A 22,459-nucleotide genomic window follows, 5' to 3' on the forward strand; every position below is an offset into this window, starting at 1 on the left:
TGCTGTCTTATTTTTATGCGAAGAATAAGGAGAAATTTTATAAATGGATACAGCAAAAATATGTAAGAAAAGTGGGAGAGAACTCCCAATAGAAAGGTTTGGAATAAACCATAATTATACAAGATGTGTATGTAAAGAGTGCTTCAATGAAGGAATGCGAGAAAAGCGTTATCAACAAAGACTGTCGGATGGCTTGGAAATATATCATAAAGATAAGTCTATGAGGATAAAACGAAAATATAAGAAACCATACCATTTTCAGATATTGTATAGGTCGGAATCGGGTATTCCGAATATTGCAAAAGATGAAGTGTTTGTGCGTTTATTTGACTATAAATCTGCATGGACTTCTAATTATGGCAGGATAATTGAGAGGTTAGATGATGGCACATATCAGCTTGTAAAAGCTGTGTATTCAAGAGCCACAAAGGAATTGACCTATACATTAGACAGGAATGTTTATTTCAAGTCTAAGAACAGATGGGGATATAGGAATGAGAAGGTAACTGCCAGTAGCCTTGTAATTAAGATGTTTGTTGTCAATTATGACATGAAAAATAATACTATGGTGTGGCATAAGAACAATGATACAAAGGATAATTACTACAAGCATTTATTCCCAGTCACAGACAAACAGTACAATGAGATTTTAAGAGTGAATGAACAGGACGGAACAATCACAGATAAGCAGATTATGGAGATTGTCAATGCGGTAGAGTTTAAGCCCGATGATTGGAAACCTTGGCATAATAAAAGAACTTATGAAGGTGTCGGCTATGTTGGAGGAGATATTGATTATGAATCATACTCATTTATCAAGTGGAAAAATATGATACAGCGTTGTTATAGTGATGTTGTGCATAAATTAAAACCTTATTACATGGATAAGGAAGTTTGTATTGAATGGCAGAACTACCAGAATTTCAAGATATGGTTTGACGCACATTATATTACTGGAACTAAGGTCGATCTGGACAAAGACCTACTCTATAAAGAAGGTAATATATACAGTCCAGAAACGTGTGCGTTTATGACGCATTTCTTGAATACAGTATTTGAAGATAGAGGAATTGAAAGCAACATCAAACAGAATGATGATGGTACATATTCAGTATCAATGATAGTTCTTAATAAGAAGATGGATATAGGTGTATTCGATTCAGAGGAAGAAGCGCATACTGGATTTATAGATGGCAAGATTGATTATATTTGTGACCTTGCAGAAAAGTGTAAGGACAAAGTGCCAGATTATGTGTATGAAGGTATGCTGAATTATAAGATTGAAATTGACTAATAATCGGAGGTGGCAGATTTAACCCTGTTGCCTCTTTGCAGTTTATAAAGGAGAAAAAGGAAATATGGCTTATATAAAGGTCAAAGATAGAAGAAGATTTGAACGAAAAGAGTTCAGAGATTACATAAAGCTATCAGATGATAAAGTGCTTGATACAAAAAAGAATAATATAGATTTACTTGGAGATGATGAAATATTTGTACAGTTGGAAGATACACAGCATTATTGGATTTCAAGTCATGGCAGACTTACAAACAATATGAGGAAAGATAAAACATTCTTCTTTCATAAAATGGATAGCGGTGATCAAAAAAGAAGTGTGCATTGGACGATTGTAACCTATGATATTGACGGAACTGCTTTACATGAAGAAACAAGTCCAGAAATTCTTGTAGCAAAGTATTTCTTAATCAAGCCGACAGGGCGTAATAAAGTATGGCACATAGACGAGAATATGAATAATAACTATTACAAGAATCTGATTTATGTATCTGTGGAAGAGTATGAGTTGTTGAGAAAACACGTTAAAACAGTTGCAGAGCTTGGCAGAGAACAGGAATATTATGATTATAATACTGTCAAGGGCAATCCAGCTTATTCTATATGGGCTGGTATTTATGCAAGATGCTATGGTGGTAGTTCATTATTGGTGAATCAATGCTACGATGATGCTTATATGTGTGACGATTGGAAGAATAGCAGAGATTCTTTTGCTGAATGGTATTCTGCTAACTATTATGAGTGTAACGGAGAACGCATGGCAGTTGATAAGGATTTATTATGTCGTGGCAATAAAGAGTATGCACCAGACAAGTGTTGTATATTACCTGAGACTATCAATTCTGCCTTGGCAAGTGCTACAAAGAGAAGAAGCCGTTATAAATCAGCAAAGGTTTATGCTATCGGTGTTGATTATGACAAAGCAAGGGATAAGTTCTTTGCAAGGATCACACCATTCGGGCATGACAAACAAGTTAAGCTGCATTATTGGGACACAGAGGAAGAAGCGTTTCAAGAATATAAGTTATTCAAGGAATCGGAGATTAGGGTATTGGCATTGAGATACAGAGATAAGATACCAGACAGACTGTTTGATGCATTGATTAAATATGAGGTGCGTCCTTATAATCCGTATGAGAGTTGAAATTAGGGTATATTGGATATTAATTTATCTGATATGCCCTATTTTTTTTACCTTTTTTAAAGGCTGATATGGTAAAATAGAGAAGGATATAATAAGAATGCATTGGAGGTTATGGAATGGATGGATTAGATATGTTTAATGAAGATATTGATAAGTTTTTGGATATGATCGAAGATTTTGGTTTGGCTCAAAAAGATTATTACGATGAATTTTCAAAAATGTGCTTAAAATATTCGGACAGTTCTATAGTGCCATATTCATTGTGCCATGAATTGATAACAGGGGAATACCCATGTGAAGAATATTATATGCCGATGCTTATGGATGTATATTCATATTACAATATAGGTGAAGATTTCTTAGATTTATTACAAAGATTGATTGATGATGGTTACTGTATTGAATATCAAAGAAAGACACATGAGTTGATAAAGGATAATATTCAGGATGGTTTTGTAATTGCATATCGTGGTGAATACGCAATAGAAGATAAAGGAAATTTAGATTATAAACAGTCTGTCAGCTATTCATTGGATTATGAACAGGCTAAGTTTTTTGCAACAAGATTTAATATGTTACCATTGACCAAAAGCGTTGTATATACAGTAAAAGTACCAGTCGATGATGTACTTGCTTATATTGACAGAGAAGATGAAGTTGTGTGCTTGCCTATCTGTATGGGTGGCAAGATGGAAGTAATAAAAGAAGAATCATTTTTATAATGGTTGGTCTGTATCAGATGGAATATATCTAACAATATCGCAAATATCACAATTGAGAATCCGACACAGATCATTAAGTGTCTTAGTGGATACATCTTTATTGTGCTTTAATCGGTGGAGTGTGCTATGTGACATATGATATTTATTTGTAAGTGTGTACCAGTTTTCACTTGAATTTTCAAGAGTATTCCAGAATGGGGAATAATCAATCATCATAGCACCTCCGTTTCGTTAGCATATGAAATAAGTGTACTTTGTATTCTTTGAATTGAATATCTTCGCTAAAAGGGATATAATGGAGCTAATAGGATTGGAGGTAGAAGGTATGGCAAATATATGTACTTGTTGTGGAAAGAAGATACCATTCCTTGATATTGATTATGACTTAATAAAAATTGGTAACGAGGAATATAGGTTATGTGCAAAATGTAGGAGCAAGATAAATTGGTACATAGATGGGAATATACCTATTGAAGAAGTGATTTCCGATGATACAGATAAAAATGTTGCTGATTATATCAGGAATATAAAATCAGAAGAAGATATTGCTATTGAAAATCAGGAAAAAGAGCGAATTGAAAATAAGATTACAGCACAGAAAAATGATCCATTATATGATGATATACACCAGATAGCAGGAGATTTGAGATTTATAAAAAATCTTATTATCATTGGTCTTGTGTGTGGTTTTATACTTGGAATTATTGGAATAATTGGATTGCTGTAAGAAAGAGAGGTAGATATTATGTCAGATATGTATTGTCCTAAATGTAAAACATTATTGAATAATGATGAAAAGGCATCTGGTAAATGTTTTAACTGCGGTGCGTCATTCAGTAGTGTGCTGCCAGAAGAGAAGAAAAGCACTCAAACATCGGATGCAATTAGCAATGAAAATGCTATTGGTGGAATCTTAAAAGCTATTGGAATTTTAATACTGATTATCGGTACAATAGGAAGTATTGTAATTGCTGGTGGAGATGGTTACGGATATGAATTTTCATTTGCAAGATTTATTTTGCCATAGATAGGAACTATTGTAAGTGGCATGATGTTTCTTGGATTTGCAGAGATTATACAATTATTACAGGATATTAAGAATAAACTGAAATAGGAGAGTGGATGAACATATGGCACTCATAAAATGTCCTGAGTGTGGACAGGAAATATCTGATACTGCAAAAAGTTGTCCTCATTGTGGATATAAGACGAAAAGTAGGAAGTTCATGTTGGGCTTTTTAAATGACACAATGAATTTTATTATGGCAGAAATTATAAGCGTTGTTATAGGAATAGTCGGAATATTTGTCTTTAATAAGGGCAAGTCAGAAATGTTATTCTGGGTAAAATCAAAAGCGGAATTAGGTGTAGAAGATGCAATGTATTGCATTAACAATATCTCAAAATATACATTTATGAAAAATGTTGGAATTTTTATGATAGGAATAGCAGTAGTACTATGCATTCTTATGGCAGTTTATAAATTTTCGTCAATAAATCAAAAGGTGATGGAACATGAAGAAGAATAAGAAGATTATTATACCTTGCGTCATTGTTGTGGTCGTTGCAGTATTGCTTATTATCTGCTTTGCATTCAAAGGTAACTCTGTCAGCGGAACATGGGTTATTGATTATTACATAACAGATAGCGGAAACATTAAGCAAGAAGATATTGGAGAGTATTACGGAACTGATTTCCAGAAGATGTATGATTCTTTCTCTGTACAGTTTGAGAGTGGAAATAAAGCTACACTCAATTTACCTTCTGCATCTGGTGACAAGGAAGAAAGAAACTGTGATTATGAGATAAAGGGCAAAGAGATTTATCTTACTGCTGAAGGTGAAACAGTCAAGGCATTTGAGATTAAAGGTGATTCGCTGACCGTATATGGAATCACTAATCTTGATGGAAGTATCGTATTGAAGAAAAAATAATTTTTGCTATTTTTATGGGTACGTCTGCTGCTGTTAGGTACTTAATGTGGCATAGTTTAAGAGTACCCCCATGTAAAGGAGAGTGAAGCTGATGAATAAAAAGAAGATAACATTACATATTGTAATTCCAATTTTACTTACAATATTGTCATATTTCATTTCAATTTCATTTATATTTAAGATACCAGATCCAAGGGGGATTGGATATATACCTGAAACATACTATTTTGCATTTAAGTTAGCATTTGGAGTGTGTGCTGTTTCGTCCATTATATCTGCAATATTATATGTTGGTAACAAAAAGAAATAATATAGAGGTTCAGCTATGAAAAGATTAGTATTGATATTTGCAATGGTATTTTGTTTATGTGGATGTTCTTCAAAACAGACAACATTTACCAATAATGATTTTGCGTTATCAGAAACAAATATTACATCAAAAGGGATTATGTGTGGAAGTACATCAGAAGAATTTAAGACAGCATATTCAGATTTTGTAAAAACTATTGGAGTAATGTATTCTGATGATAATTCAATAAAAGAAAGTACAATTGACAAGATAGATTATGATAAATCATGCAGAGTATATTTATCTGCAATTTGTATTGATGATGATTGTATATCTACAAATGATTTTATAAAACAGAATAAAATAAAAAACGGCATTGATAATTGGTTTTCTGAAAATACAGAATATCTTGATAGTCACACTGCAATTTATAAATGTTTAATATTTACTTTTGAGAATGGCAACGTTTATAATATTGAATCCTATGAGAAAAATTATAATGATGAAAAATAAATTACAGTAGTTTTTACATATCCCCACCCATATAACAGGTACTTAAATCTCACAGGTTTAAGAGTACCCCCACATGCGTATATGCTTGCTTAAATCAATGATTTTGAGGGCAAATCGGCTTTGTAATTGTGTAGCTGATTAAGTTTACCTATGGTGTATTATGAAGCGGATTTGGTGCGATTTCTATTGATTTTCTCTAAGGATATGAGGTATTATATGTCACAAGTAGAGTAGGAGAGAGGGTATATTATGGAGAAGTTATCAAAAAAATATAAAATTTATTTATCGTGTCTTGGTGTCCTGTTTATTATAGGGATTGGTTTTGTATTTTATTCATCTAATCAAGAAAAGAAAGCTATAGAACAAAAGCAAAATATTGAAAATATGTCGATTCTATGGTGGGTTTAGAAAAAAATATTACAAATAAACTAAATAATATTAAAAATGGCGCAATGGTTACTATTGGTGATCATGGTTATATTGCTGAACAACTTAAAAATATAAGCGATAATAATATTCTTTTATATAATTATCAAAATGAGAATATAGAATATTTGGACAAATATACAAAATCACAAACAAATTATGATACTTATGGACAATATTACGACCATCTTTGTAAAAAATATAACATGGATAACAAAAGCGATGATATTGAATATAAAGAATGGTACAATCAATGTGCTCAGAAACTTATTGATTTAGTAAAATCGAAATAAGCTATAAAATATCGGAGAGGTAAATTTCAGCAGTCGGTCTGTGGAACAACCAACAACAGGGCGGTAGAGAAAAACAGATCCATTTTTTAGTTTATGCCACCCCCGACACACCATATCATACTAAATCAGTAGGAATATATACAATAAAATATATCAATAGAATAGTATAAAAAATAAGGGTGTAACTTCATCAGCTACACCCTTTTATTATGTCTTTCTGTATTCTGTTTGTTATGCTTCATTCAAAATATATTCAACTGCTTTTTCTGCCTTGCTTGAAGCTGATACAATAAACTTGTTATCATTTCTTAAAACTCTTAACCAACTTTGTATATATGCGGTTGAATTTCTGAAGCTTTTCTTTGTTTCAATTCCTATTATGTTCATCAAGTTAGCACTTCCAATTTCTGCAACAAGTTCTTCTTTGCTATATTCTTCAGAGCCAAAAGCCACAAGTTTATTTTTTCTTTCCTCTGCTCTGTTGCATCTGCTTTCTTTCATTGTGCTATGTACTGATTCGTGAAAAGCTGTACTATAATATTCTTCTGATTGCTTGAACTGTTCAAATAATGGTAACTGTATATAATCCATTGAAGGACTATAAAAAGCCTTATTCCCTTTGATATGTTCAACTTTTATATGTTCTTTGTTCCAATAATCAGTTAAAACCTTTTCAGCTTTTTCTATCGGCTCTATGTCGTTTAAATCCTCTTTCTTTAATGGCTCTACTCCGTCAACTTGTGAGATATGAAAAACATTTATATATTTTAATAGTGGTATGTTTTTCATTGTCTTTGTTCCATCTTCCTGGACTTCTTCAATAGGGTATATCTTCCAAAATACAATTATTTCTGATTTTTCACCCTTGCGGATGTGACCGTCTAACTCTTGCCACTGCTTAAATGTTGCATATTCTCCTTTATGTTTTAACAACATTTGATTAAGTATTGAATAACTCTTTTTGCTTATTCTGTTATATGCTCCATCTCTTACACCAGTCCACGGCTTTTCCCACGGTATCACGCCATTTTCCAACTGTTCTATTATCCTATCTGTTACCATTTCATATACATTTTTACTCATATGAAAACCTCCTTTGAAAATTTGATATTGTTTTGTTGTTGTCTTAATTATAATATGGGTACATATAAAATGTCAAGAAATATGTACCCATAAAATTGCACAAAAATATGTACCCATATTTGCATATTTTGCATATTGATATGTACCCATATTCGTGATAATATGTACCCATACCGATGAGGTACACAACAAAACAATATCATTTTAAGGAGGTAGTCATTATGTGTATGACAAAATCAGAATTAGAAGCAAAGGTTGAGGAAGTAAGAAAGTACAAGGCTATGGCAGAGGAAGCCACCAACATTCAGAAAGCCTTAGAGCAGGAGATTATCTCATATATGAATGAGAACAACTTGACAGAAGAGTTTACCGATTCAGCAAAGATTACTTACAAGCCACAGACTAGAGCAACACTTGACAAGAAGCGTTTAGAGGAAGATTTGGGAAGTCTGGAAGAGTACACCAAAACAACAACCTACAATGTTTTAAGAATTAAGTAACAAGCGGTTAGCAGTAACAACAGGGCAAAGGGTGGAGCAATCCACCCGATACCCTAAAGAATAGGAGTGTTGAAAGTGTTAGTGATAATCAAATTAAAGGGTATTTATATCGGTGAAACGATAATGAACAAGGAAGAAATAAAAAGAGCAGAGGCTTCAGGCTTCACAATTATTCATAGATAGGAGGCTTTATAGTATGCAGACACAGACAATTCAATTTGCAGTAGTAACTAAAAACGGAGTAGTCCAGCAAATCGGCAAGAGTACCATATCACAGCCAAAAACTAATTTTAAAGGTGGCTCTATCAAGTGGTATGAGGATAAGAAGAAAGCGGACAAGTAATATATAAGGCGGTGACGGTTAAGCCGTGGGAGGTTCAGTCCTCCGCTTGCCTATCGGCAGTAATGCCATAAATACACATAGAAAGAAGGTGAGACAATGACAAGTGCAGATTTAACAGTATTACAGCCATATTGTGAAAATAATATGCGACTACTGAAAAAAATATCAAAATCAATCTTCTTAAGGTTAGGCGAACCATTGACAGAAGCAGACTATGACGATTTTTACAGTACCGCAAATTTGACATTATGGCAGGCTTACAACTCTTATGATAGTAGCAAGGGTACAAGTTTCAATACACATCTTTGTAATTGCTTAAAGAAGAAGTTTAAAACAGAGATACGAGACAGGCACAGAGAAGTAAGAGTTATCAATCAGCTTGCGACTTCATTAGATGCAACTAATGACAGCGAGGAAGAATGTAGCATACTGGATTTTATACCATCCGATTTTGATACATTCGAGGAAGTAGCAAAAAACAACAACGAACAATTTCAAGATAAGGTACAGCAGTACATTTCAAAACTTTCTAATCAGCAGGTTAATATATTGAATCTTCTGATAGATGGGTACAAGCCTAAAGACATACGGCAGATTTTAGAAATTTCATCAACTGAATATGCCGAAAATATGAAGATTATGAGAAGTTTTGAAAATGTAAAGATTTTATTTTAGGAGGTAATCACTATGAAGAATATTAGAAAGCAGACATTTACATTAGAGCAGTATTTAAAGGATATGAAGGCAGAGAAAATCAGAACGGATCAGGAGTGCCAGCGTTTAAGCGGACAATGGAATCCGAATATGGTTAATGAACTGATAGCGTCAGTTCTTACAGATGATTATATCCCACCTATTATTTTAGGCGAGGAAACAACATCAAATGGAATTACAAGACAGTGGATAATTGACGGATTACAGAGAAGTAGCACATTATCATTATTCAGATACGGAAATACAAGAATTACAAAGAATCTTGATGAATATATGGTTACTTATCAGAGGAAGGCAACAGACGAAAATGGAAACATAAAGCGAGACGAGCAGGGCGAAATTGTGTGGGAGAATGTAGATTTTGACATTCGTAACAAGACATACGAGCAGTTACCAGAGGAATTAAAAGAGATTTTCAATGGCTATCAGATGGAGGTTGTAATTCATCAGAATTGCGACACAATGGAAATTTCAAAGCTGGTACGCAAATTAAATAATTGCAAGCCAATGAACCAGGCACAGCGAGCTTTTACCTATATAGACGCTTTTGCAAGGGAGATAAGAGAAATTGCAGACAACAGATTTTTCAAGGATATGTACTCTTGTAATAACAAGGACAGAATAAACGGAACTTTTGAAAGAGCCATCGGAGATATGGTTATCTTATGTGAATATCCGAGCCAGTACAGAAAAGATACAAAGGTAGGCTTCAAATGGTTAAACGAAAATGCAACCATTCTTGATTTTGAAAATCTCAATGATTTACTTACAAGATTGACAGAATCAACGGAAATTACAAGCGAAATAAGGGAACTGTTCAACAGAAAGAATGGTTATATCTTTGTAGCAACATTCAAGGCATTTACAGAGTTAGGAAGGGAAGATAAAGAGTTTGGTGAGTTCCTTCACTGGTTAATCACAGAGGGAAAAGATACAGAAATCAACGGAAAGACATGGACTGAATTAGATATTGATCGTTCAACAAGGGACAGCGGAACAGTACACGGAAAACTTGACTATCTTACAGCACTTGTTAAGCAGTATTTTACAGAGGTTAAGAATGTAGCATAAAGGCAAAGGGGAGGGGCAACCTTCCCCGACTATAAGAGAGGTAAAGCGAAATGTACACAATATCAGATATTTTAATGGATATAAACAGAGGTTGTCTTGCTAACAATATGATTGAGGATAGATTTACATACAGAATTGTATATTTTGTCAATGAGGGAAACAACGGAAAGAAGTTTTATATTGACAGCTTATACAGAGATTTACGGAAATCATTAGAAAGCATTATCAGAGGCAATTTAACATTAACCAATAATATTGTTATAGCAGAAACAACAGTATTAAAAAGAGGAAAATGCACTTGTTTACAAAGCAAATCATATTCATTCAGTTTGGAAGAATATTTTAAGCGTATCAAGGGAGAGTGTAACAGTAACAGAAATCTTTATAGCAGATATGCAGGATAAAAGGGAAGGCAGGTAAATATTATGATAACATCAAAATTTTTCAATATGGGACAGATAGTAGTTACAAAATCAATCAATGACTTAATGGCAACGGAACAGAAATTTGCAGTTGAGGTTACAGTTGCATTACAGAGATATGCGGTTAAGGACTGGGGAAATCTGGACGAGGAAGATAAAAAGACAAATGAAGAAGCATTGAAATATCCAGATGATTTATATGTAATGGGTGCTTATGATACCTCAAAGGGAAAAATCTGGATCATCACAAATAGAGTCTCCGAAAAGGCAGGAGATAACGCAACGACAGTTTGTTTTCCTGATGAAAGATAAAAGTGAACTGTAAAGGATAGGGGCAGTCTGAAAAATGGCTGTCCTCAATGGAAAAGAGGTTGATATTATGGCTTATGTACTGACGAATGGAAGTTATTATGTAAGAATGACCACAACTGGTGGAGTAGCAAAGACCAGAGATATAAATGAAGCACGAATATATTTGACTACTGAAAAAGCAAAAGAAAGAATGATAAAAGCACCGGGCAAAACAAGCGGATATTACATACAGGATATAGAAACAAATGCGAAATATAAATTGAGCAGAGGTAAGGGAAGAATAAATTTTCCTAAAGAAGTAAGAGAATTGATATACGATACAGCAAAAGGTAAATGTGCGTTGTGTGGCAGAAAAATAACCTATGAAAATATGACACTGGATCATATTGTACCACTTGCTATGAATGGAGCAGATGATGTAAGCAACCTTCAATGTACTTGTGAGGCTTGCAATCTTTTCAAAGGTTCAGTTTTACCAGATGATTTTATGGAGCGTATAACAGAAATCTTCTTATATCAGATGGATAAGAAGCAAGGCAAGCGGTTATTGTAGAAAATTGTGCATAAACTATTGAATAAAATGGTATAAGAGAAAAGAGTGTCTTTTATGGCACTCTTTATGTACCCATAGAAATTAGTTGAAAATTTGGAGGAGGTGTTATATACTTATTATGAAGAGGTATATAGAAACGGAGGGTTGCATGATGGCTTCCGCAACTGATAAACAAAAAGACAGTTTGAAAGAATATATGAAAAAAATTAAAGATATAAAACTCAGAGTTCCAGAGGAATATTTGCAACCTATTAAAGATCATGCAAAAGCCAAAGGAATGAGTGTTAATCAATTAGTTATCTCATTACTTGAAAAAGATATGGGGATAGAAATAGTAACTGTAAGGGAACAGAACAAGCAAAATAAGGGAAATGAAAACGAATAATCGGTTGATTTGAAACACGAATTTCATCCGAAATTTTAAAGGAGGTATGACCTATGACAGCAACTAGAAGGGAAGCTATTGAATTATTGGAAAGAGTACCAGAAGATAAACTGACCTATGTTGTTCAGATTTTGAGTGGTATTGATGGTTTGATAAGTATATCAGACAGACGCACAAAGAAAATTGATTTAGACCAGTTTGTTATGCCTACAACAGAGCGTGGCAGAAATGCAGATGAATATATAAGGGAGATGAGAGATAATGACAGACTTTAAAAGAGTGTTTGTTGATACAGCACCTATTATATACTATCTTGAAAACAGTCCTTTATATTCAGAGGCTATAAAGAGATTTTTTACAATGTGTATAGAAAAGAATATACAGGTTGTTACTTCTGCCATAACAATAGAAGAATATCTCGTATATCCTTATTCAAGTGGTAAAATGGATTTTGTAGATAATTTTAAACGCTTCTTAGATTATATGAATGTTGAAATCATAGACATAAATTCAGATATTGCAGAGCAAGCATCTAAACTTAGAGGACAATATAAGGGATTTAAAGCAATGGATGCATTACAAATATCATCAGCGATTGAATCCAGATGTGATATGTTTTTTACTAATGATAAGCAGTTAAGACAGGAAAAAGAAATCCCATGTATGACAATGGAAGATTTGAAATAACAAACAAAGCACCAACGGAAAGAGACATATCTTTCTGAAGGTGCTATTTTTAACTCTGCTGCCGATTGTGAATATTATCAACAACTTTTTCTAATTCTACTGTATGCCAGCGATTGCGAATGATCTGTTGCTTTAATTCTGAGATGCGTTTGTTGGTGTAGTGTTCCATCCAATTCATAAGGCAAGCTGGAATAAATTTCTCAGGTATCTTCTGAATGATGGAAAATAGAATGTCTTCTGATTTATTGAAAATCTCATGTAACAAGTCTTTGAAGCGATTCGGCTTCTGTATCTCAATATTTATTTGTATCAACTCCTTCCATATATAGTATAGCGGTAAAAATGCAATGCTACAAGTGAAAATGGAAACTGTCTATAAAGGTGTCATTTTACGGAGAATGTATATTATGTAGGAAAATGTATTTGTAAAGGTATCAATATGATTTACAGATATGTTCGTAAAGTGACAGGTATTTTATAGATAGAAAGGACGGAAAGCAATGGGAAATGGCGAACATGAAATATATGGATATGCTAGAGTTTCCACAAAGGAACAAAATCTTGCAAGACAGTTAGAGCAATTAAAAGAGTTTGGTATTCCAGACAGAAATATTAAATGTGATAAGGTTAGTGGAAAGTCATTTAATAGAAGAGAGTACAATGCTTTAGTTGGAACAGAGGAAACAGCACCATTATTAAGGAATGGAGACTTGCTTGTTATTGTCAGTCTTGACAGGTTAGGTAGAAACTATACGGAAATCAAAGAACAATGGAATTATATAATCAATGAGATTGGAGCAGATATTGTTGTATTGGATATGCCACTACTTGATACAAGACAATCTGATGATAATTTGGATAAGAAATTTATAGCAGACCTGGTATTGCAGATTCTTTCTTATGTAGCACAGAAAGAACTTGAAAATACAAGACGGAGACAAAAACAGGGAATGGATGTTATGCCGGTTATAAATGGAAAGAAAACTTCATTAAAGACTGGTAGACCAACAGGAAGACCAAACGCAGAATTTCCCGAAGGTTGGAAAGAATATTATGATAAATGGAGACTAGGAGAAATGACAGCAACAAAGTGTATGGAAATTCTGAATTTGAAAAGGTCAACATTTTATAAGCTGGTTAAGATTTATGAAAAGGATCTGTGAATTTAATAGAAGGATGAAGAAATATAGAGAAACATTATATGAAGCATTTACCAAAGATGGGAGGCATAGACAGATGAAAAGACAAGTAGCATATAAGCAAGGATATAAAATTGTTATCTGTGGAAAATTTTATGAGGTGTCAGATACAAAGAGGATTTTACATTATGGAAATCTATCTCATATACCAACAGTACAAGAGGTATGGAATAAAACAATAGGAATACAGTTAGCAGAAGAGAATTATAAAGTACATAGGAATAATGCATATAGCAGATTGAGAGGAAAAGCCATTGGAGCATAAAGAATCAAATAATCATAAGTGTATCAGATTTGTTATATCTCTGATTATACTTTGCGGTTTATTTTATTTATCGTGGAGGTGGAAATTATAATGGATGGAATTTTTGAAAGCCAGGCTTTTTGTAATGGAGTTGCTGTAGGAATCAACATTTATCAGCAAAAGGTTATTATGGCACATGAGAATAATGAAGCTATTAAGATTAATGGAGAATTATATTATATCCAAAGCGGAAAGGAACGATTACAGGAAATGATTGATAAAATGTGTAAATAGCTTATCGAACCTTATATCGCAGAATGCGGAAATACTTGATTTTCCTATATCTTTTTGATTAGGAAATGCGATAACATACTATTTTAGTAGAAATTAAGCAACATCGTAAAAACCTTGTAACTACAATGTAATTATAAATTAATATGCAAAATATTGAATTGCATATACAATTTGGATTTTTGCTGTAACTACAATGGATTTTAATAATTTTTCTTAAAAAGGGCTTATCGTCAATAGAAAGCAATTTTTTAATGTAACCAGTATCATTACAACAAAACCACAACACGCAGGAAAGAGAGGTCAACACAATGAAAATAAACGCAGAAACAAAATTTGAAGTAGGACGGGAAGTTTTTCTTATTAAGAAACGGAAAAAAGTAATCGAGACAAAGCTACCTGCGACATATGTTTTGGAACTGGTAGTATTTCATACAAAGGATATGACATGAGTTGTCCTAAGTGTCATGGAAATAGAAGCATTGTATTAGATTCAAAAGATATGATGATATATGTAATAAAAGATTCGTGCAAAATTACTAGCTGTAGATATATGATTACCCAAAAGGAATCCTGTCTATATTACAAAACAAGCAGTAGAAATGGTCTTGTTCCAGAAAATGAAATATTCGCCACACCGGAAGAAGCAGAAACCAGATGCAACGAACTTAACAAGGAGGTCAGGGATAATGGCAACAGATAGACAGACACCATGCTTATATTATGTTTGTGCCGGACTTTGCACTAAAGGTAGAAAAGCGGATCACGCTCATTACTGCCAGCACTGTAACAAATATAGACCAAGAGCAAAGGTAAGATATAAAAATCAGAAGAAAGAAAAACTGGAAAAGATCAGAAAGAATGAGAGGTATTAAATGAAGAGAAAATTAAAAATCTTTACATATGGATTCTATATAGGAATGATCCTATGGGCGTGCGGTTTGGTCGCATCTATGATTGTGGAAAATGTAACAATGAAAATGCTTTTAATATTCATACCACTAGCAATATATCAGTTTTTCACAATAGGCAAGGGAATCATTGAGGATAAGATTAAGAGAGGAAGGTATTAAGATTATGGAACAACCAAAGTACAGATTTGAAGATTTACATTTACAGAGTGATAAGAACTATACAGATATAAATGATACGATAGTTGGATTTTTATTCGACAGAGATATTATTGTACCTTCTGACATTCAGATTAGATTAGAGGATATAATCAATAATATGTTAGCCGAACATTTTGTGAAAACACGGCAGGTATTATATCCATATGATTTTGAGGTATCAATCAGCATGGAGATGGACACACGAACAAATAAAGTAATTATTAGTACATATATTGTCAATGCTGACGATTTAAACTTACATACAGAAATCGACACAGATACATTACATGATTATGGAAGGACAAAGAAGTATTTCTTTAATGAATTAGGTTGCATTGTATTAAATAGAATCGGACAGTTACAAAAGGCAGCCAATGTAAAAGGCTGGTTAGCATCATAACATTATAATGAGGAAGAAAGAGGTCACATTATGATAGATACAAATATTGAATCATTAGCAATCAAAGCGGAAATTAAACAGAGACTTAGAAAAGAGATGGAGAATCGTATATCAGAGGATGATATGAAATTCGTTCTAAAAACATTTGACGATGTATCAAGCCGATTCAGATTTTCCAAGAAAAAGCAGATAGAAAAAATCGGCAAGGTATGTTATACTCATTAGGTATTAAGGGCGTGATGAACCCTTGATATACATTTTTTAATCATAGGATTACCTATAGATTGAAATTGTTTTGTTGTTGAAAAGTCATGGCTGTAACAGGTCATGGCTTTTCTGTTTTATGGAAAGAATTGTATTTGTGGAAAATCTGTAATCTGTTATAATAGGTATTACATAGAAATATAAAAAATAAGATTTGCAAAGGAGATATATGTAATACCTATAAAACGATTTTAAATCATAAATATGCACTATATAGGTACTACATATAAATAATATATATGAGTGAAAGCAAAGTATCTGATTCACAGAAACAAGCCCAGAAAAGATATGATAAGAAAATAAAGATGGTGTCAGTAAAATACACTCTTTCCGAAATGGAAGAATACACACAGCTAAAAGAATATCTGGAAAAGACTAATCAAAGTATGAACGGATTTGTTAAAGGACTGATTAGATCTTATTTTGCATCAGGGCAAGGCACGATATATGAAAGACCACTTGAAAGGAAGCTTCATAATACAAGAACATACCATAACTACAAAAATATAACTATAGATGATGTGCAACCTTTGATAGATTATTTTGGGAAAACACAAACACAGATATTATTGAGCCAATATGAAAGAATTTTTGAAGATGCTGTTTTAGCTGAAAGAGAAGAGTATGAGACAAAATTATTGATATGGATGGAAGATGTTATGAAAAGAGTTGAACAAGGTGAGTTTGAGGATATGAAACGAAATGAAAAATACCATAAGTTAAAGGCTGAATTGATTGAATTGATGAAATAGAAAAAATAATCAGTATAGGTATTACATATAAGCACTATATAAAGATTTTGAAATATAAGTCTTTGTATGGTGCTTTTTTAATTTGCACAAAAATACAAAAACAAGTGGAGAATATTATGTTGAAAGGGTTGATTGCAAAACATTTCATAAAAATTTTCTCATTCTGTGGAAATCTGATAAGAGAATGTTTTGACAACAAAATTTTTGATGGTGTGGAAATTTTGCAAAAAACAATTTCCAAAAGGCGAATAAGTATATAGATGGCAGAAATGCCAATATATTTTTTAGCATTTAATGATGAGAGGCAAGGAGGTGTGGAAAGTAATGACAAAGTTTGATTATGAAATTCTAATGTTACTTTGTAATCAGAATGTGGACAATCCATTAAAAGCTATGAATATTTTACAGATATTAGAAGAGATACCAGTAGTGAGAAGAAAATCATATAGTACGACATACAGACATTTACTGAGTATGGCACAACAGGGATATGTCAAATGTGGTCTTATTGATGGATTGGCAAGCACTTATTACATAAGTGAACTTGGTAGAGCTTGTTGCAAATCATAAAAGAGAATGGAGATGAAGAAATGTGAAGGTAATTAGTTATCTGATACTAAGCTGGTTATACAGAAATGATGCAAAAAGTAAGATTATAGCAGCTACAAGAAAGATGATACTTGATGGACTTGCAGAAGAAGGAACAAGTTATTGTGACAGAACCATTCATAACAACCTTAAACAGTTGATAGAAGATGGATATGTAAAAAATGGAATCACAAAAGGATGTGCTTATACATATTACATCACAACAAAAGGTATGAAATGGTTGAAAGATATGGAAGAGGAAGAAACGGAGGAATAATTACTATGAATAAGAAAATCAACGCAGGACTTAAAATTACAGGCATTGGATGTGGTCAGTGTGGAACACAGATTATCGCAGAAATTGAGAAGGCTGTAAATCTTCTTGATGGAGATAAATCAAATCTTTCCTTTATTGGAATCAATACAAGCACAGAAGATTTATCATCTGTTAGCTTATCTCACAAAATTCATATCAATAATTCTAAAGGTGCTGCTTGCGATAGGAATAAGAGTACAGAAGCATTGGCAGAAGGTATTGACGAAATTCTGGAAGAATTACAGTCATACATTATCGAAGATTCCATTATTTTCATTGCATTCTCATATGGTGGAGGCACAGGATCAGCGATAGCCCCTATCCTTAGTGGAATTTTAAAGGAAATGGGATATACAGTTGGGATGATTCCAGTATTACCGGCAGATACAGAGCCATTAAAAGTAAGAGATAATGCAAGATTGACGTTCAATGAGATTGAAGAACTGAAGCCTGGTATGGGAAGTATTTTCATCCTTGATAACAATGCAAGTGACAAGATTACTGTAAATAAGGTGTTTGCATCACTTTTCACAGGTATTCTTTGCATTAACAATAAATCGCAGGATGGAAATATGGATCTGGCAGAAATTGAAGCTTGCTTAAAATGTCCTTAATTTTCTGTCATTACAAAGACCAATGCGACAAAGGGAACTACTGCAAACATCATTGATATTCTGAACAAGGAAAACAATATCTTTGCTAAGAGAGAAGATAAGACAGTTACTATCATGGGCATTTCAGAAGCAGTTTCCGCAAAGGATAGCAAGATAGATATTATTCAGTTGCGTAAAGAAATTGGAACAGCACCTACAGAATTTCATGGTTATCTTTCTGAATCGGAAGAGAATGTGGTTATCCTTAGTGGTCTGACAATGCCATACAGTAGAGTGGATATAATGACAGAATCTATTGAGAAAGAGGCTGTGAATGTTCAAAACTCTATGAAGGCATTAACAGAAGTGCGAACTGCAAAATCATTGGATATTTTTGGACAGAAAGCAAAACCAGTTGCAACTCCACCAAAGACAAAAGGCTTATCAGCATTAGAGGCATTAAAAGCAAGAAGAATCACCAAGTAAAACAGAGAACAATATATTAGAGGTCATTCGGTTTGAACGATAAAGGAAGTCACGAGATACTTTCTCATTCCTGCCTTATACAGAAGAAAGGAAACAGAAGATATGGCAAAAGGATTAACAAGATGTAACGTATGTGGAAAAACGGCAGAGCAGGTATTTGAAGGTCAGATGCTTATTAGCATCCATGATCGTATCGGTTATGGCAGTAAATATGACGGAAGTATGATTGATTTAGATATTTGTTCTGATTGTTTTGACAAATTGATTGATAGTTTCACAGAAAAGTGTGCAATCAATCTAATTAAAGAGAATTTTTAAAATACGGAGGAATTTAAGAAATGAAAGGTACAGTTAAATTTTTTGATGGTGCAAAAGGTTGGGGATTTATCACAGATGAAAACAAAAATGATGTATTCGTACATTATTCAAATATTCAGATGGAAGGTCGCAAATCTTTAAACCAGAATGATGTTGTTGAATTTGAAATTGGAGAAGGTAAAGACGGAAGAACACAGGCGGTAAATGTAAAAAGACAACTTTCTGTTAATGAAGACGGAAGTGTTACAGCCTATGACGCTGAATTAAATCAGTAAAAATCGTTCTCCAAATGGAGAACAATTAAATAACAGAGATATATTTGCGGTGAGAGTAGCAAGTCTACCAATGAATGAGATTGGTTACAATGTCATCTAATGTAGATGCACATAATTCCCCTTTTATTAAAACAATTATCAGTGAAGATGCTGATTACATAATTTGACGGAATCACAGGCACATTACCTTTATGGTGGTGTGCCTACATTAAATTGAAAGAGAGGTACATTTATATGGAACAGAGAGAAATTATATTAAGACAACAGTTAGGTAAGCATGGCTATAAATTAAAAGGTGCAAATGAAAGATTCTTTGTCAAAGGTACATATACAGACAAGGTAGCATCACCATTAGATGATAAGAAACAGTCAGTTTATATGACATTGGATGAAGTAGAAAAATGGCTGAACGACAGAATCAATGAAGAAAAGCAGAAGGAGCAGCTATGGAAAGACAAGCTCAATAAATATAAGAGCATTCTGAAATATCCACAGTATGCCGAGTGGTGCAAGAATGTTGTATTTGATACCCTAAATAGATTCAGAACCAAAGGCAGTAAATGGCTTATTAACGAGGATAGAACCTTTATTGAATCAGAGGTACTTAATCCAAAGAGTGAACTGTATGCTTTTACAGAATATAATGTATCAAATATTCTGGACGAGTTACATATTCATAAATTTTACAATATGCCAATCCTAGAGGAAATCAGAATTGCTTTTTCGGAGATATATTACAAAAAATATGAAGAACTGAATGCAGATATACTTGAAAAAGAAGTGGACGATGGAGAGTTTATCTTACAGGATTTGGTAGGCGATGGCGAACTGACAGAGAATGATTTATTGGAAATTGCTTTCAATGACATTGGTGTTGATGGTCTGAAAAAATATATTTTGAATGTGGAGGATTAACAGTATGAAGTTTCATGTATTAAAACCAGATTTTGATAATGAAGAAATGGTAAAAGTTTATACAAGCAACGAGGATTTTAATAAGCAAACAGTAAGAGAATGTTTGTATGGTATAGGAAAAACGGAACAATGGGAGCCTGGATTTTATATGATTGCTGGTTATGAAAATGATAAATACGTTGAATTGTTAGGTTGCTATGCACATTCAGTAGATTTTGAGATTGCTTTATATTTTGATAAAGTACCGCCAGTTGTAGATGAGGTATGGGAAAATTTAGTTAAAGGCGAAAAAATTATACAGTAAGATTGGAGGAATGCACTATTATTACAGAAGAAACAACAGACTATATGGATTATCTGAATCCATGCAATAAAAATCAGACAGCAAAGGTATTGGAAAGATTCTTTTATGTCTCAAATGGAAGGGATTACATATCTGTTATACCAGATGAAGCAGAAAGAATAACAAAATTACCAACACTTGACGAAGTGAAGGAAGATACAAATAGAGTAGTCACATATGCAAAAGAGATTATCCTGAATGCTGATAAATATAAGGATATGGATATAGAAGAAAGTGTCTTAAAACAGTATGCGTGCAACATAGATCCTTTGCTTGATAAGATTATTGCTATAAATATTGCAGATATTTTAAGCCAAAACAAAAAGCCTCAAAATAAGAAACAGTTGAAAAATGTATGGGTTAAATCTCTTGAAGAATTAAAAACGGATTGGGACAGAGAATTGGAAGCTATACCATCTGTACAAAATACGAGCTATGAAGTAGATACAACAAATCTTCAAGTCGGAATGGTAGTAAAAAACTACAAAGAATTATGCGAATTACTTCATGAGAAGCCATTAAAATCTGGTAATAATTCGCATAAGGCACAACAAAAAAGATGGGCAAGATATTTCAGTATGGAAAAGGGAAGAGGAAGAAGTATTGTGATTTTAGATATTTATGATGAACCACTTCCTGCTGATGATAAAAGAAAAGCTGGTAATAGAAATATCTATCTGAAATATATTGAGACTATTCTTCTAAAGTATATGTATTATAAAAAAGGACAAGTATGCTATGCAACCAGAAATCAGTTATGGAGTATTTTAGGCATGATAAATAGTAATTATAAAAAAATTCCACTTCATGCATTACAAGTAGAAGTTGAATACAGCAATGTAACAAAATGGCAATTAAATAACTTCTATATGAGATGTAATTCTAGGCTCAATTCTATTTTATTCACAGCTTTAAATAATCTTAGCAATAGAAGTCTGATAGATTACCAGATTCAGACAATGATTGTTGTTCCAAGTACAGATAAGAAAAATACATTAAGCAGACATTATGTTGCAGATGATGATGAAATTGGAAGAATATTAGCAGTTGAAAGAAAAGTGCTGAATAATATGGGATTGGAAAGTAAAAATCATGCTGCTTGCACTATGCGATTAAATGAATTTTACAACAAAGTCAATGAAATATTGTTTGATATGTATGGATGGGAACGCAAGTATGAAAGAATAAAAATTATTTTCAATGAGGCTGATATACAAGAAGCCATTACAAAAAATGAATATGAGTTACAGATGTTGTATCTGAATGAATTGGTTATAGGATCAATAGATAAAAATGCTCAGACTGTTTCTGATAATAGGATGAAAAAAGCATTGATTGAATATGACGAATATGTGGAAAACTGGAAAGAAGATAATTGGGGCAAAGTTCCAGCGTTGAAAGATGTAGAGGAGATATTTACATATCCAAAATACTATGTTGATATTCAAAGAAAATTATCGCAAAAGTTCTTATCCATTAAGTATGAGAAGAAACAGGAAGAAAAAAGAAAACAATATGACAAGGAATTAGATGATATATTTGCAAATTTAGGAGTGGAATAATTTAGACCCCCATTTAGACACTCTAATATATATTACATATACCTAGTTGGTGTGTCTAATTGGGGGTGTTTTTAAATATCATCCTATTACGAATATAAAATGTCATTTTTTAGGG

41 protein-coding genes and 1 pseudogene are annotated in these 22,459 nt (G+C 32.9%); 40 read left to right on the top strand and 2 right to left on the bottom strand.

Annotated features, from left to right (window positions below; all coding sequences use genetic code 11):
• Positions 1-43 precede the first annotated feature (43 nt).
• From DWW68_RS03450 to DWW68_RS03460, 3 genes are all read left to right on the top strand, one after another.
• Positions 44-1,294 carry a hypothetical protein gene (locus DWW68_RS03450; protein WP_118588870.1) on the top strand — a complete coding sequence of 417 codons (1,251 nt, stop codon included), beginning with the start codon at positions 44-46 and terminating at the stop codon, positions 1,292-1,294.
• Between the two features lie 64 nt (positions 1,295-1,358).
• Positions 1,359-2,438 carry a hypothetical protein gene (locus tag DWW68_RS03455; RefSeq protein ID WP_118588871.1) on the top strand — a complete coding sequence of 360 codons (1,080 nt, stop codon included), beginning with the start codon at positions 1,359-1,361 and terminating at the stop codon, positions 2,436-2,438.
• 116 nt (positions 2,439-2,554) lie between these two features.
• Positions 2,555-3,160, top strand: coding sequence for a hypothetical protein (locus tag DWW68_RS03460; RefSeq protein ID WP_118588872.1), 606 nt, complete (start codon positions 2,555-2,557; stop codon positions 3,158-3,160).
• Here DWW68_RS03460 and DWW68_RS03465 read toward each other — a convergent pair.
• Positions 3,155-3,376 carry a helix-turn-helix domain-containing protein gene (locus DWW68_RS03465; protein WP_347497877.1) on the bottom strand — a complete coding sequence of 74 codons (222 nt, stop codon included), beginning with the start codon at positions 3,374-3,376 and terminating at the stop codon, positions 3,155-3,157. The two genes, DWW68_RS03460 and DWW68_RS03465, sit on opposite strands and share 6 nt — an antisense overlap.
• A gap of 109 nt (positions 3,377-3,485) precedes the next feature.
• Between DWW68_RS03465 and DWW68_RS03470 the strand changes: the two genes are divergently transcribed.
• The 8 genes from DWW68_RS03470 (at position 3,486) to DWW68_RS03500 (ending at position 6,616) form a co-directional block, all read left to right on the top strand.
• Positions 3,486-3,887, top strand: coding sequence for a hypothetical protein (locus DWW68_RS03470; protein ID WP_118588874.1), 402 nt, complete (start codon positions 3,486-3,488; stop codon positions 3,885-3,887).
• Between the two features lie 18 nt (positions 3,888-3,905).
• Positions 3,906-4,187: a hypothetical protein gene (locus DWW68_RS03475; RefSeq protein ID WP_118588875.1), complete on the top strand. Its 282-nt coding sequence runs from the start codon at positions 3,906-3,908 to the stop codon at positions 4,185-4,187.
• A 91-nt stretch (positions 4,188-4,278) separates the two neighbouring features.
• A complete protein-coding gene (locus tag DWW68_RS03480; RefSeq protein WP_243053013.1) occupies positions 4,279-4,689 on the top strand; it encodes a zinc ribbon domain-containing protein in 411 nt (136 codons plus the stop codon).
• A complete protein-coding gene (locus DWW68_RS03485; RefSeq protein ID WP_118588877.1) occupies positions 4,676-5,095 on the top strand; it encodes a hypothetical protein in 420 nt (139 codons plus the stop codon). Before DWW68_RS03480 ends, DWW68_RS03485 begins: the two co-directional genes overlap by 14 nt.
• 91 nt (positions 5,096-5,186) lie before the next feature.
• A complete protein-coding gene (locus DWW68_RS03490; RefSeq protein ID WP_118588878.1) occupies positions 5,187-5,405 on the top strand; it encodes a hypothetical protein in 219 nt (72 codons plus the stop codon).
• A 15-nt stretch (positions 5,406-5,420) separates the two neighbouring features.
• The gene (locus DWW68_RS03495) at positions 5,421-5,897 is read left to right on the top strand and encodes a hypothetical protein (protein WP_118588879.1); all 477 of its coding nucleotides are present in this window, start codon (positions 5,421-5,423) and stop codon (positions 5,895-5,897) included.
• A gap of 249 nt (positions 5,898-6,146) precedes the next feature.
• On the top strand, positions 6,147-6,305 hold the full coding sequence (locus DWW68_RS13370) for a hypothetical protein (protein WP_158576794.1): 159 nt from the start codon (positions 6,147-6,149) through the stop codon (positions 6,303-6,305).
• Positions 6,293-6,616: a hypothetical protein gene (locus DWW68_RS03500; RefSeq protein WP_118588880.1), complete on the top strand. Its 324-nt coding sequence runs from the start codon at positions 6,293-6,295 to the stop codon at positions 6,614-6,616. The genes DWW68_RS13370 and DWW68_RS03500 overlap by 13 nt, the downstream gene beginning before the upstream one ends.
• A gap of 231 nt (positions 6,617-6,847) precedes the next feature.
• Here DWW68_RS03500 and DWW68_RS03505 read toward each other — a convergent pair whose 3' ends face one another.
• Entirely contained in the window at positions 6,848-7,699 is an 852-nt protein-coding gene (locus DWW68_RS03505) for a zincin-like metallopeptidase domain-containing protein (protein WP_118588881.1), read from the bottom strand.
• A 227-nt stretch (positions 7,700-7,926) separates the two neighbouring features.
• Here DWW68_RS03505 and DWW68_RS03510 point away from each other — a divergent pair, with 227 nt between their 5' ends.
• The 29 genes and pseudogenes from DWW68_RS03510 to DWW68_RS03645 all read left to right on the top strand — a co-directional run bounded on the left by DWW68_RS03510 (position 7,927) and on the right by DWW68_RS03645 (position 22,344).
• On the top strand, positions 7,927-8,199 hold the full coding sequence (locus tag DWW68_RS03510) for a hypothetical protein (RefSeq protein WP_147365639.1): 273 nt from the start codon (positions 7,927-7,929) through the stop codon (positions 8,197-8,199).
• 196 nt (positions 8,200-8,395) lie between these two features.
• Positions 8,396-8,542, top strand: a complete 147-nt coding sequence (locus tag DWW68_RS13375; RefSeq protein ID WP_158576795.1) for a hypothetical protein — start codon at positions 8,396-8,398, stop codon at positions 8,540-8,542.
• A gap of 96 nt (positions 8,543-8,638) precedes the next feature.
• Positions 8,639-9,217, top strand: a complete 579-nt coding sequence (locus DWW68_RS03515) for a sigma-70 family RNA polymerase sigma factor (protein ID WP_118588883.1) — start codon at positions 8,639-8,641, stop codon at positions 9,215-9,217.
• 12 nt (positions 9,218-9,229) lie between these two features.
• Positions 9,230-10,327, top strand: coding sequence for a DUF262 domain-containing protein (locus tag DWW68_RS03520; RefSeq protein ID WP_118588884.1), 1,098 nt, complete (start codon positions 9,230-9,232; stop codon positions 10,325-10,327).
• 50 nt (positions 10,328-10,377) lie between these two features.
• Positions 10,378-10,731: a hypothetical protein gene (locus DWW68_RS03525; protein ID WP_118588885.1), complete on the top strand. Its 354-nt coding sequence runs from the start codon at positions 10,378-10,380 to the stop codon at positions 10,729-10,731.
• Between the two features lie 21 nt (positions 10,732-10,752).
• Positions 10,753-11,061, top strand: coding sequence for a hypothetical protein (locus tag DWW68_RS03530; RefSeq protein ID WP_118588886.1), 309 nt, complete (start codon positions 10,753-10,755; stop codon positions 11,059-11,061).
• Positions 11,062-11,095: 34 nt separating this feature from the next.
• Complete coding sequence (locus DWW68_RS03535; protein WP_199641174.1) at positions 11,096-11,614, top strand: HNH endonuclease; 519 nt, start codon at positions 11,096-11,098, stop codon at positions 11,612-11,614.
• A gap of 148 nt (positions 11,615-11,762) precedes the next feature.
• Complete coding sequence (locus DWW68_RS03540; protein WP_147365640.1) at positions 11,763-11,999, top strand: CopG family antitoxin; 237 nt, start codon at positions 11,763-11,765, stop codon at positions 11,997-11,999.
• Between the two features lie 53 nt (positions 12,000-12,052).
• Positions 12,053-12,274: a hypothetical protein gene (locus DWW68_RS03545; RefSeq protein ID WP_118148441.1), complete on the top strand. Its 222-nt coding sequence runs from the start codon at positions 12,053-12,055 to the stop codon at positions 12,272-12,274.
• Positions 12,261-12,686, top strand: coding sequence for a PIN domain-containing protein (locus DWW68_RS03550; RefSeq protein ID WP_118588888.1), 426 nt, complete (start codon positions 12,261-12,263; stop codon positions 12,684-12,686). The genes DWW68_RS03545 and DWW68_RS03550 overlap by 14 nt, the downstream gene beginning before the upstream one ends.
• A 500-nt stretch (positions 12,687-13,186) precedes the next feature.
• Positions 13,187-13,849 carry a recombinase family protein gene (locus DWW68_RS03560; protein ID WP_118588890.1) on the top strand — a complete coding sequence of 221 codons (663 nt, stop codon included), beginning with the start codon at positions 13,187-13,189 and terminating at the stop codon, positions 13,847-13,849.
• Positions 13,850-13,922: 73 nt separating this feature from the next.
• Complete coding sequence (locus DWW68_RS03565; RefSeq protein ID WP_118588891.1) at positions 13,923-14,150, top strand: hypothetical protein; 228 nt, start codon at positions 13,923-13,925, stop codon at positions 14,148-14,150.
• A 90-nt stretch (positions 14,151-14,240) separates the two neighbouring features.
• Complete coding sequence (locus tag DWW68_RS03570; protein WP_118588892.1) at positions 14,241-14,423, top strand: hypothetical protein; 183 nt, start codon at positions 14,241-14,243, stop codon at positions 14,421-14,423.
• 308 nt (positions 14,424-14,731) lie between these two features.
• Positions 14,732-14,872, top strand: coding sequence for a hypothetical protein (locus DWW68_RS13380; RefSeq protein ID WP_158576796.1), 141 nt, complete (start codon positions 14,732-14,734; stop codon positions 14,870-14,872).
• Positions 14,869-15,123 carry a hypothetical protein gene (locus DWW68_RS03575; protein ID WP_118588893.1) on the top strand — a complete coding sequence of 85 codons (255 nt, stop codon included), beginning with the start codon at positions 14,869-14,871 and terminating at the stop codon, positions 15,121-15,123. The genes DWW68_RS13380 and DWW68_RS03575 overlap by 4 nt, the downstream gene beginning before the upstream one ends.
• Positions 15,110-15,295, top strand: coding sequence for a hypothetical protein (locus tag DWW68_RS03580; RefSeq protein ID WP_118588894.1), 186 nt, complete (start codon positions 15,110-15,112; stop codon positions 15,293-15,295). Before DWW68_RS03575 ends, DWW68_RS03580 begins: the two co-directional genes overlap by 14 nt.
• Entirely contained in the window at positions 15,296-15,493 is a 198-nt protein-coding gene (locus DWW68_RS03585; RefSeq protein ID WP_118588895.1) for a hypothetical protein, read from the top strand.
• A 4-nt stretch (positions 15,494-15,497) separates the two neighbouring features.
• Entirely contained in the window at positions 15,498-15,932 is a 435-nt protein-coding gene (locus DWW68_RS03590; protein WP_118588896.1) for a hypothetical protein, read from the top strand.
• A 30-nt stretch (positions 15,933-15,962) separates the two neighbouring features.
• Positions 15,963-16,157: a hypothetical protein gene (locus DWW68_RS03595; RefSeq protein WP_118588897.1), complete on the top strand. Its 195-nt coding sequence runs from the start codon at positions 15,963-15,965 to the stop codon at positions 16,155-16,157.
• 278 nt (positions 16,158-16,435) lie between these two features.
• Entirely contained in the window at positions 16,436-16,948 is a 513-nt protein-coding gene (locus DWW68_RS03600) for a hypothetical protein (protein WP_118588898.1), read from the top strand.
• 324 nt (positions 16,949-17,272) lie between these two features.
• Positions 17,273-17,518, top strand: a complete 246-nt coding sequence (locus DWW68_RS03605) for a hypothetical protein (RefSeq protein ID WP_118588899.1) — start codon at positions 17,273-17,275, stop codon at positions 17,516-17,518.
• Between the two features lie 22 nt (positions 17,519-17,540).
• A complete protein-coding gene (locus DWW68_RS03610) occupies positions 17,541-17,813 on the top strand; it encodes a hypothetical protein (RefSeq protein ID WP_118588900.1) in 273 nt (90 codons plus the stop codon).
• A gap of 5 nt (positions 17,814-17,818) precedes the next feature.
• Positions 17,819-18,466, top strand: coding sequence for a hypothetical protein (locus tag DWW68_RS03615; RefSeq protein ID WP_158576797.1), 648 nt, complete (start codon positions 17,819-17,821; stop codon positions 18,464-18,466).
• A gap of 114 nt (positions 18,467-18,580) precedes the next feature.
• Positions 18,581-18,931, top strand: a complete 351-nt coding sequence (locus DWW68_RS03620; protein WP_118588902.1) for a hypothetical protein — start codon at positions 18,581-18,583, stop codon at positions 18,929-18,931.
• A gap of 102 nt (positions 18,932-19,033) precedes the next feature.
• Positions 19,034-19,249 carry a hypothetical protein gene (locus DWW68_RS03625; protein WP_118588903.1) on the top strand — a complete coding sequence of 72 codons (216 nt, stop codon included), beginning with the start codon at positions 19,034-19,036 and terminating at the stop codon, positions 19,247-19,249.
• Positions 19,250-19,269: 20 nt separating this feature from the next.
• Positions 19,270-19,464: pseudogene (locus tag DWW68_RS03630) on the top strand (cold shock domain-containing protein); the annotation flags it as partial.
• Between the two features lie 294 nt (positions 19,465-19,758).
• Positions 19,759-20,439 carry a hypothetical protein gene (locus DWW68_RS03635; protein WP_118588905.1) on the top strand — a complete coding sequence of 227 codons (681 nt, stop codon included), beginning with the start codon at positions 19,759-19,761 and terminating at the stop codon, positions 20,437-20,439.
• Positions 20,440-20,443: 4 nt separating this feature from the next.
• Positions 20,444-20,743: a hypothetical protein gene (locus DWW68_RS03640; RefSeq protein ID WP_118588906.1), complete on the top strand. Its 300-nt coding sequence runs from the start codon at positions 20,444-20,446 to the stop codon at positions 20,741-20,743.
• Between the two features lie 44 nt (positions 20,744-20,787).
• Positions 20,788-22,344 (top strand): hypothetical protein, encoded by a 1,557-nt coding sequence (locus DWW68_RS03645; protein ID WP_147365738.1) that lies wholly within the window; start codon positions 20,788-20,790, stop codon positions 22,342-22,344.
• The last annotated feature ends 115 nt before the right edge of the window (positions 22,345-22,459 follow it).

Origin of the sequence: Eubacterium sp. AF16-48, from assembly GCF_003479405.1 — a bacterium.
GTDB classification, from domain to species: domain Bacteria; phylum Bacillota; class Clostridia; order Lachnospirales; family Lachnospiraceae; genus Eubacterium_G; species Eubacterium_G segne.

Coding starts and splice junctions, on each gene's coding strand:
- DWW68_RS03490 (WP_118588878.1), top strand. CDS start 5,187: ATGAATAAAAAGAAGATAACATTACATATTGTAATTCCAATTTTACTT.
- DWW68_RS03495 (WP_118588879.1), top strand. CDS start 5,421: ATGAAAAGATTAGTATTGATATTTGCAATGGTATTTTGTTTATGTGGA.
- DWW68_RS13380 (WP_158576796.1), top strand. CDS start 14,732: ATGAAAATAAACGCAGAAACAAAATTTGAAGTAGGACGGGAAGTTTTT.
- DWW68_RS03540 (WP_147365640.1), top strand. CDS start 11,763: ATGATGGCTTCCGCAACTGATAAACAAAAAGACAGTTTGAAAGAATAT.
- DWW68_RS03575 (WP_118588893.1), top strand. CDS start 14,869: ATGAGTTGTCCTAAGTGTCATGGAAATAGAAGCATTGTATTAGATTCA.
- DWW68_RS03530 (WP_118588886.1), top strand. CDS start 10,753: ATGATAACATCAAAATTTTTCAATATGGGACAGATAGTAGTTACAAAA.
- DWW68_RS03600 (WP_118588898.1), top strand. CDS start 16,436: ATGAGTGAAAGCAAAGTATCTGATTCACAGAAACAAGCCCAGAAAAGA.
- DWW68_RS03505 (WP_118588881.1), bottom strand. CDS start 7,699: ATGAGTAAAAATGTATATGAAATGGTAACAGATAGGATAATAGAACAG.
- DWW68_RS03590 (WP_118588896.1), top strand. CDS start 15,498: ATGGAACAACCAAAGTACAGATTTGAAGATTTACATTTACAGAGTGAT.
- DWW68_RS03570 (WP_118588892.1), top strand. CDS start 14,241: ATGGATGGAATTTTTGAAAGCCAGGCTTTTTGTAATGGAGTTGCTGTA.
- DWW68_RS03475 (WP_118588875.1), top strand. CDS start 3,906: ATGTCAGATATGTATTGTCCTAAATGTAAAACATTATTGAATAATGAT.
- DWW68_RS03470 (WP_118588874.1), top strand. CDS start 3,486: ATGGCAAATATATGTACTTGTTGTGGAAAGAAGATACCATTCCTTGAT.
- DWW68_RS03565 (WP_118588891.1), top strand. CDS start 13,923: ATGAAAAGACAAGTAGCATATAAGCAAGGATATAAAATTGTTATCTGT.
- DWW68_RS03550 (WP_118588888.1), top strand. CDS start 12,261: ATGACAGACTTTAAAAGAGTGTTTGTTGATACAGCACCTATTATATAC.
- DWW68_RS03510 (WP_147365639.1), top strand. CDS start 7,927: ATGACAAAATCAGAATTAGAAGCAAAGGTTGAGGAAGTAAGAAAGTAC.
- DWW68_RS13375 (WP_158576795.1), top strand. CDS start 8,396: ATGCAGACACAGACAATTCAATTTGCAGTAGTAACTAAAAACGGAGTA.
- DWW68_RS03625 (WP_118588903.1), top strand. CDS start 19,034: ATGGCAAAAGGATTAACAAGATGTAACGTATGTGGAAAAACGGCAGAG.
- DWW68_RS03500 (WP_118588880.1), top strand. CDS start 6,293: ATGGTGGGTTTAGAAAAAAATATTACAAATAAACTAAATAATATTAAA.
- DWW68_RS03450 (WP_118588870.1), top strand. CDS start 44: ATGGATACAGCAAAAATATGTAAGAAAAGTGGGAGAGAACTCCCAATA.
- DWW68_RS03520 (WP_118588884.1), top strand. CDS start 9,230: ATGAAGAATATTAGAAAGCAGACATTTACATTAGAGCAGTATTTAAAG.
- DWW68_RS03640 (WP_118588906.1), top strand. CDS start 20,444: ATGAAGTTTCATGTATTAAAACCAGATTTTGATAATGAAGAAATGGTA.
- DWW68_RS03525 (WP_118588885.1), top strand. CDS start 10,378: ATGTACACAATATCAGATATTTTAATGGATATAAACAGAGGTTGTCTT.
- DWW68_RS03545 (WP_118148441.1), top strand. CDS start 12,053: ATGACAGCAACTAGAAGGGAAGCTATTGAATTATTGGAAAGAGTACCA.
- DWW68_RS03455 (WP_118588871.1), top strand. CDS start 1,359: ATGGCTTATATAAAGGTCAAAGATAGAAGAAGATTTGAACGAAAAGAG.
- DWW68_RS03585 (WP_118588895.1), top strand. CDS start 15,296: ATGAAGAGAAAATTAAAAATCTTTACATATGGATTCTATATAGGAATG.
- DWW68_RS03515 (WP_118588883.1), top strand. CDS start 8,639: ATGACAAGTGCAGATTTAACAGTATTACAGCCATATTGTGAAAATAAT.
- DWW68_RS03635 (WP_118588905.1), top strand. CDS start 19,759: ATGGAACAGAGAGAAATTATATTAAGACAACAGTTAGGTAAGCATGGC.
- DWW68_RS03645 (WP_147365738.1), top strand. CDS start 20,788: ATGGATTATCTGAATCCATGCAATAAAAATCAGACAGCAAAGGTATTG.
- DWW68_RS03595 (WP_118588897.1), top strand. CDS start 15,963: ATGATAGATACAAATATTGAATCATTAGCAATCAAAGCGGAAATTAAA.
- DWW68_RS03605 (WP_118588899.1), top strand. CDS start 17,273: ATGACAAAGTTTGATTATGAAATTCTAATGTTACTTTGTAATCAGAAT.
- DWW68_RS03485 (WP_118588877.1), top strand. CDS start 4,676: ATGAAGAAGAATAAGAAGATTATTATACCTTGCGTCATTGTTGTGGTC.
- DWW68_RS03465 (WP_347497877.1), bottom strand. CDS start 3,376: ATGATGATTGATTATTCCCCATTCTGGAATACTCTTGAAAATTCAAGT.
- DWW68_RS03580 (WP_118588894.1), top strand. CDS start 15,110: ATGGCAACAGATAGACAGACACCATGCTTATATTATGTTTGTGCCGGA.
- DWW68_RS03615 (WP_158576797.1), top strand. CDS start 17,819: ATGAATAAGAAAATCAACGCAGGACTTAAAATTACAGGCATTGGATGT.
- DWW68_RS13370 (WP_158576794.1), top strand. CDS start 6,147: ATGGAGAAGTTATCAAAAAAATATAAAATTTATTTATCGTGTCTTGGT.
- DWW68_RS03460 (WP_118588872.1), top strand. CDS start 2,555: ATGGATGGATTAGATATGTTTAATGAAGATATTGATAAGTTTTTGGAT.
- DWW68_RS03620 (WP_118588902.1), top strand. CDS start 18,581: ATGGGCATTTCAGAAGCAGTTTCCGCAAAGGATAGCAAGATAGATATT.
- DWW68_RS03560 (WP_118588890.1), top strand. CDS start 13,187: ATGGGAAATGGCGAACATGAAATATATGGATATGCTAGAGTTTCCACA.
- DWW68_RS03535 (WP_199641174.1), top strand. CDS start 11,096: ATGGCTGTCCTCAATGGAAAAGAGGTTGATATTATGGCTTATGTACTG.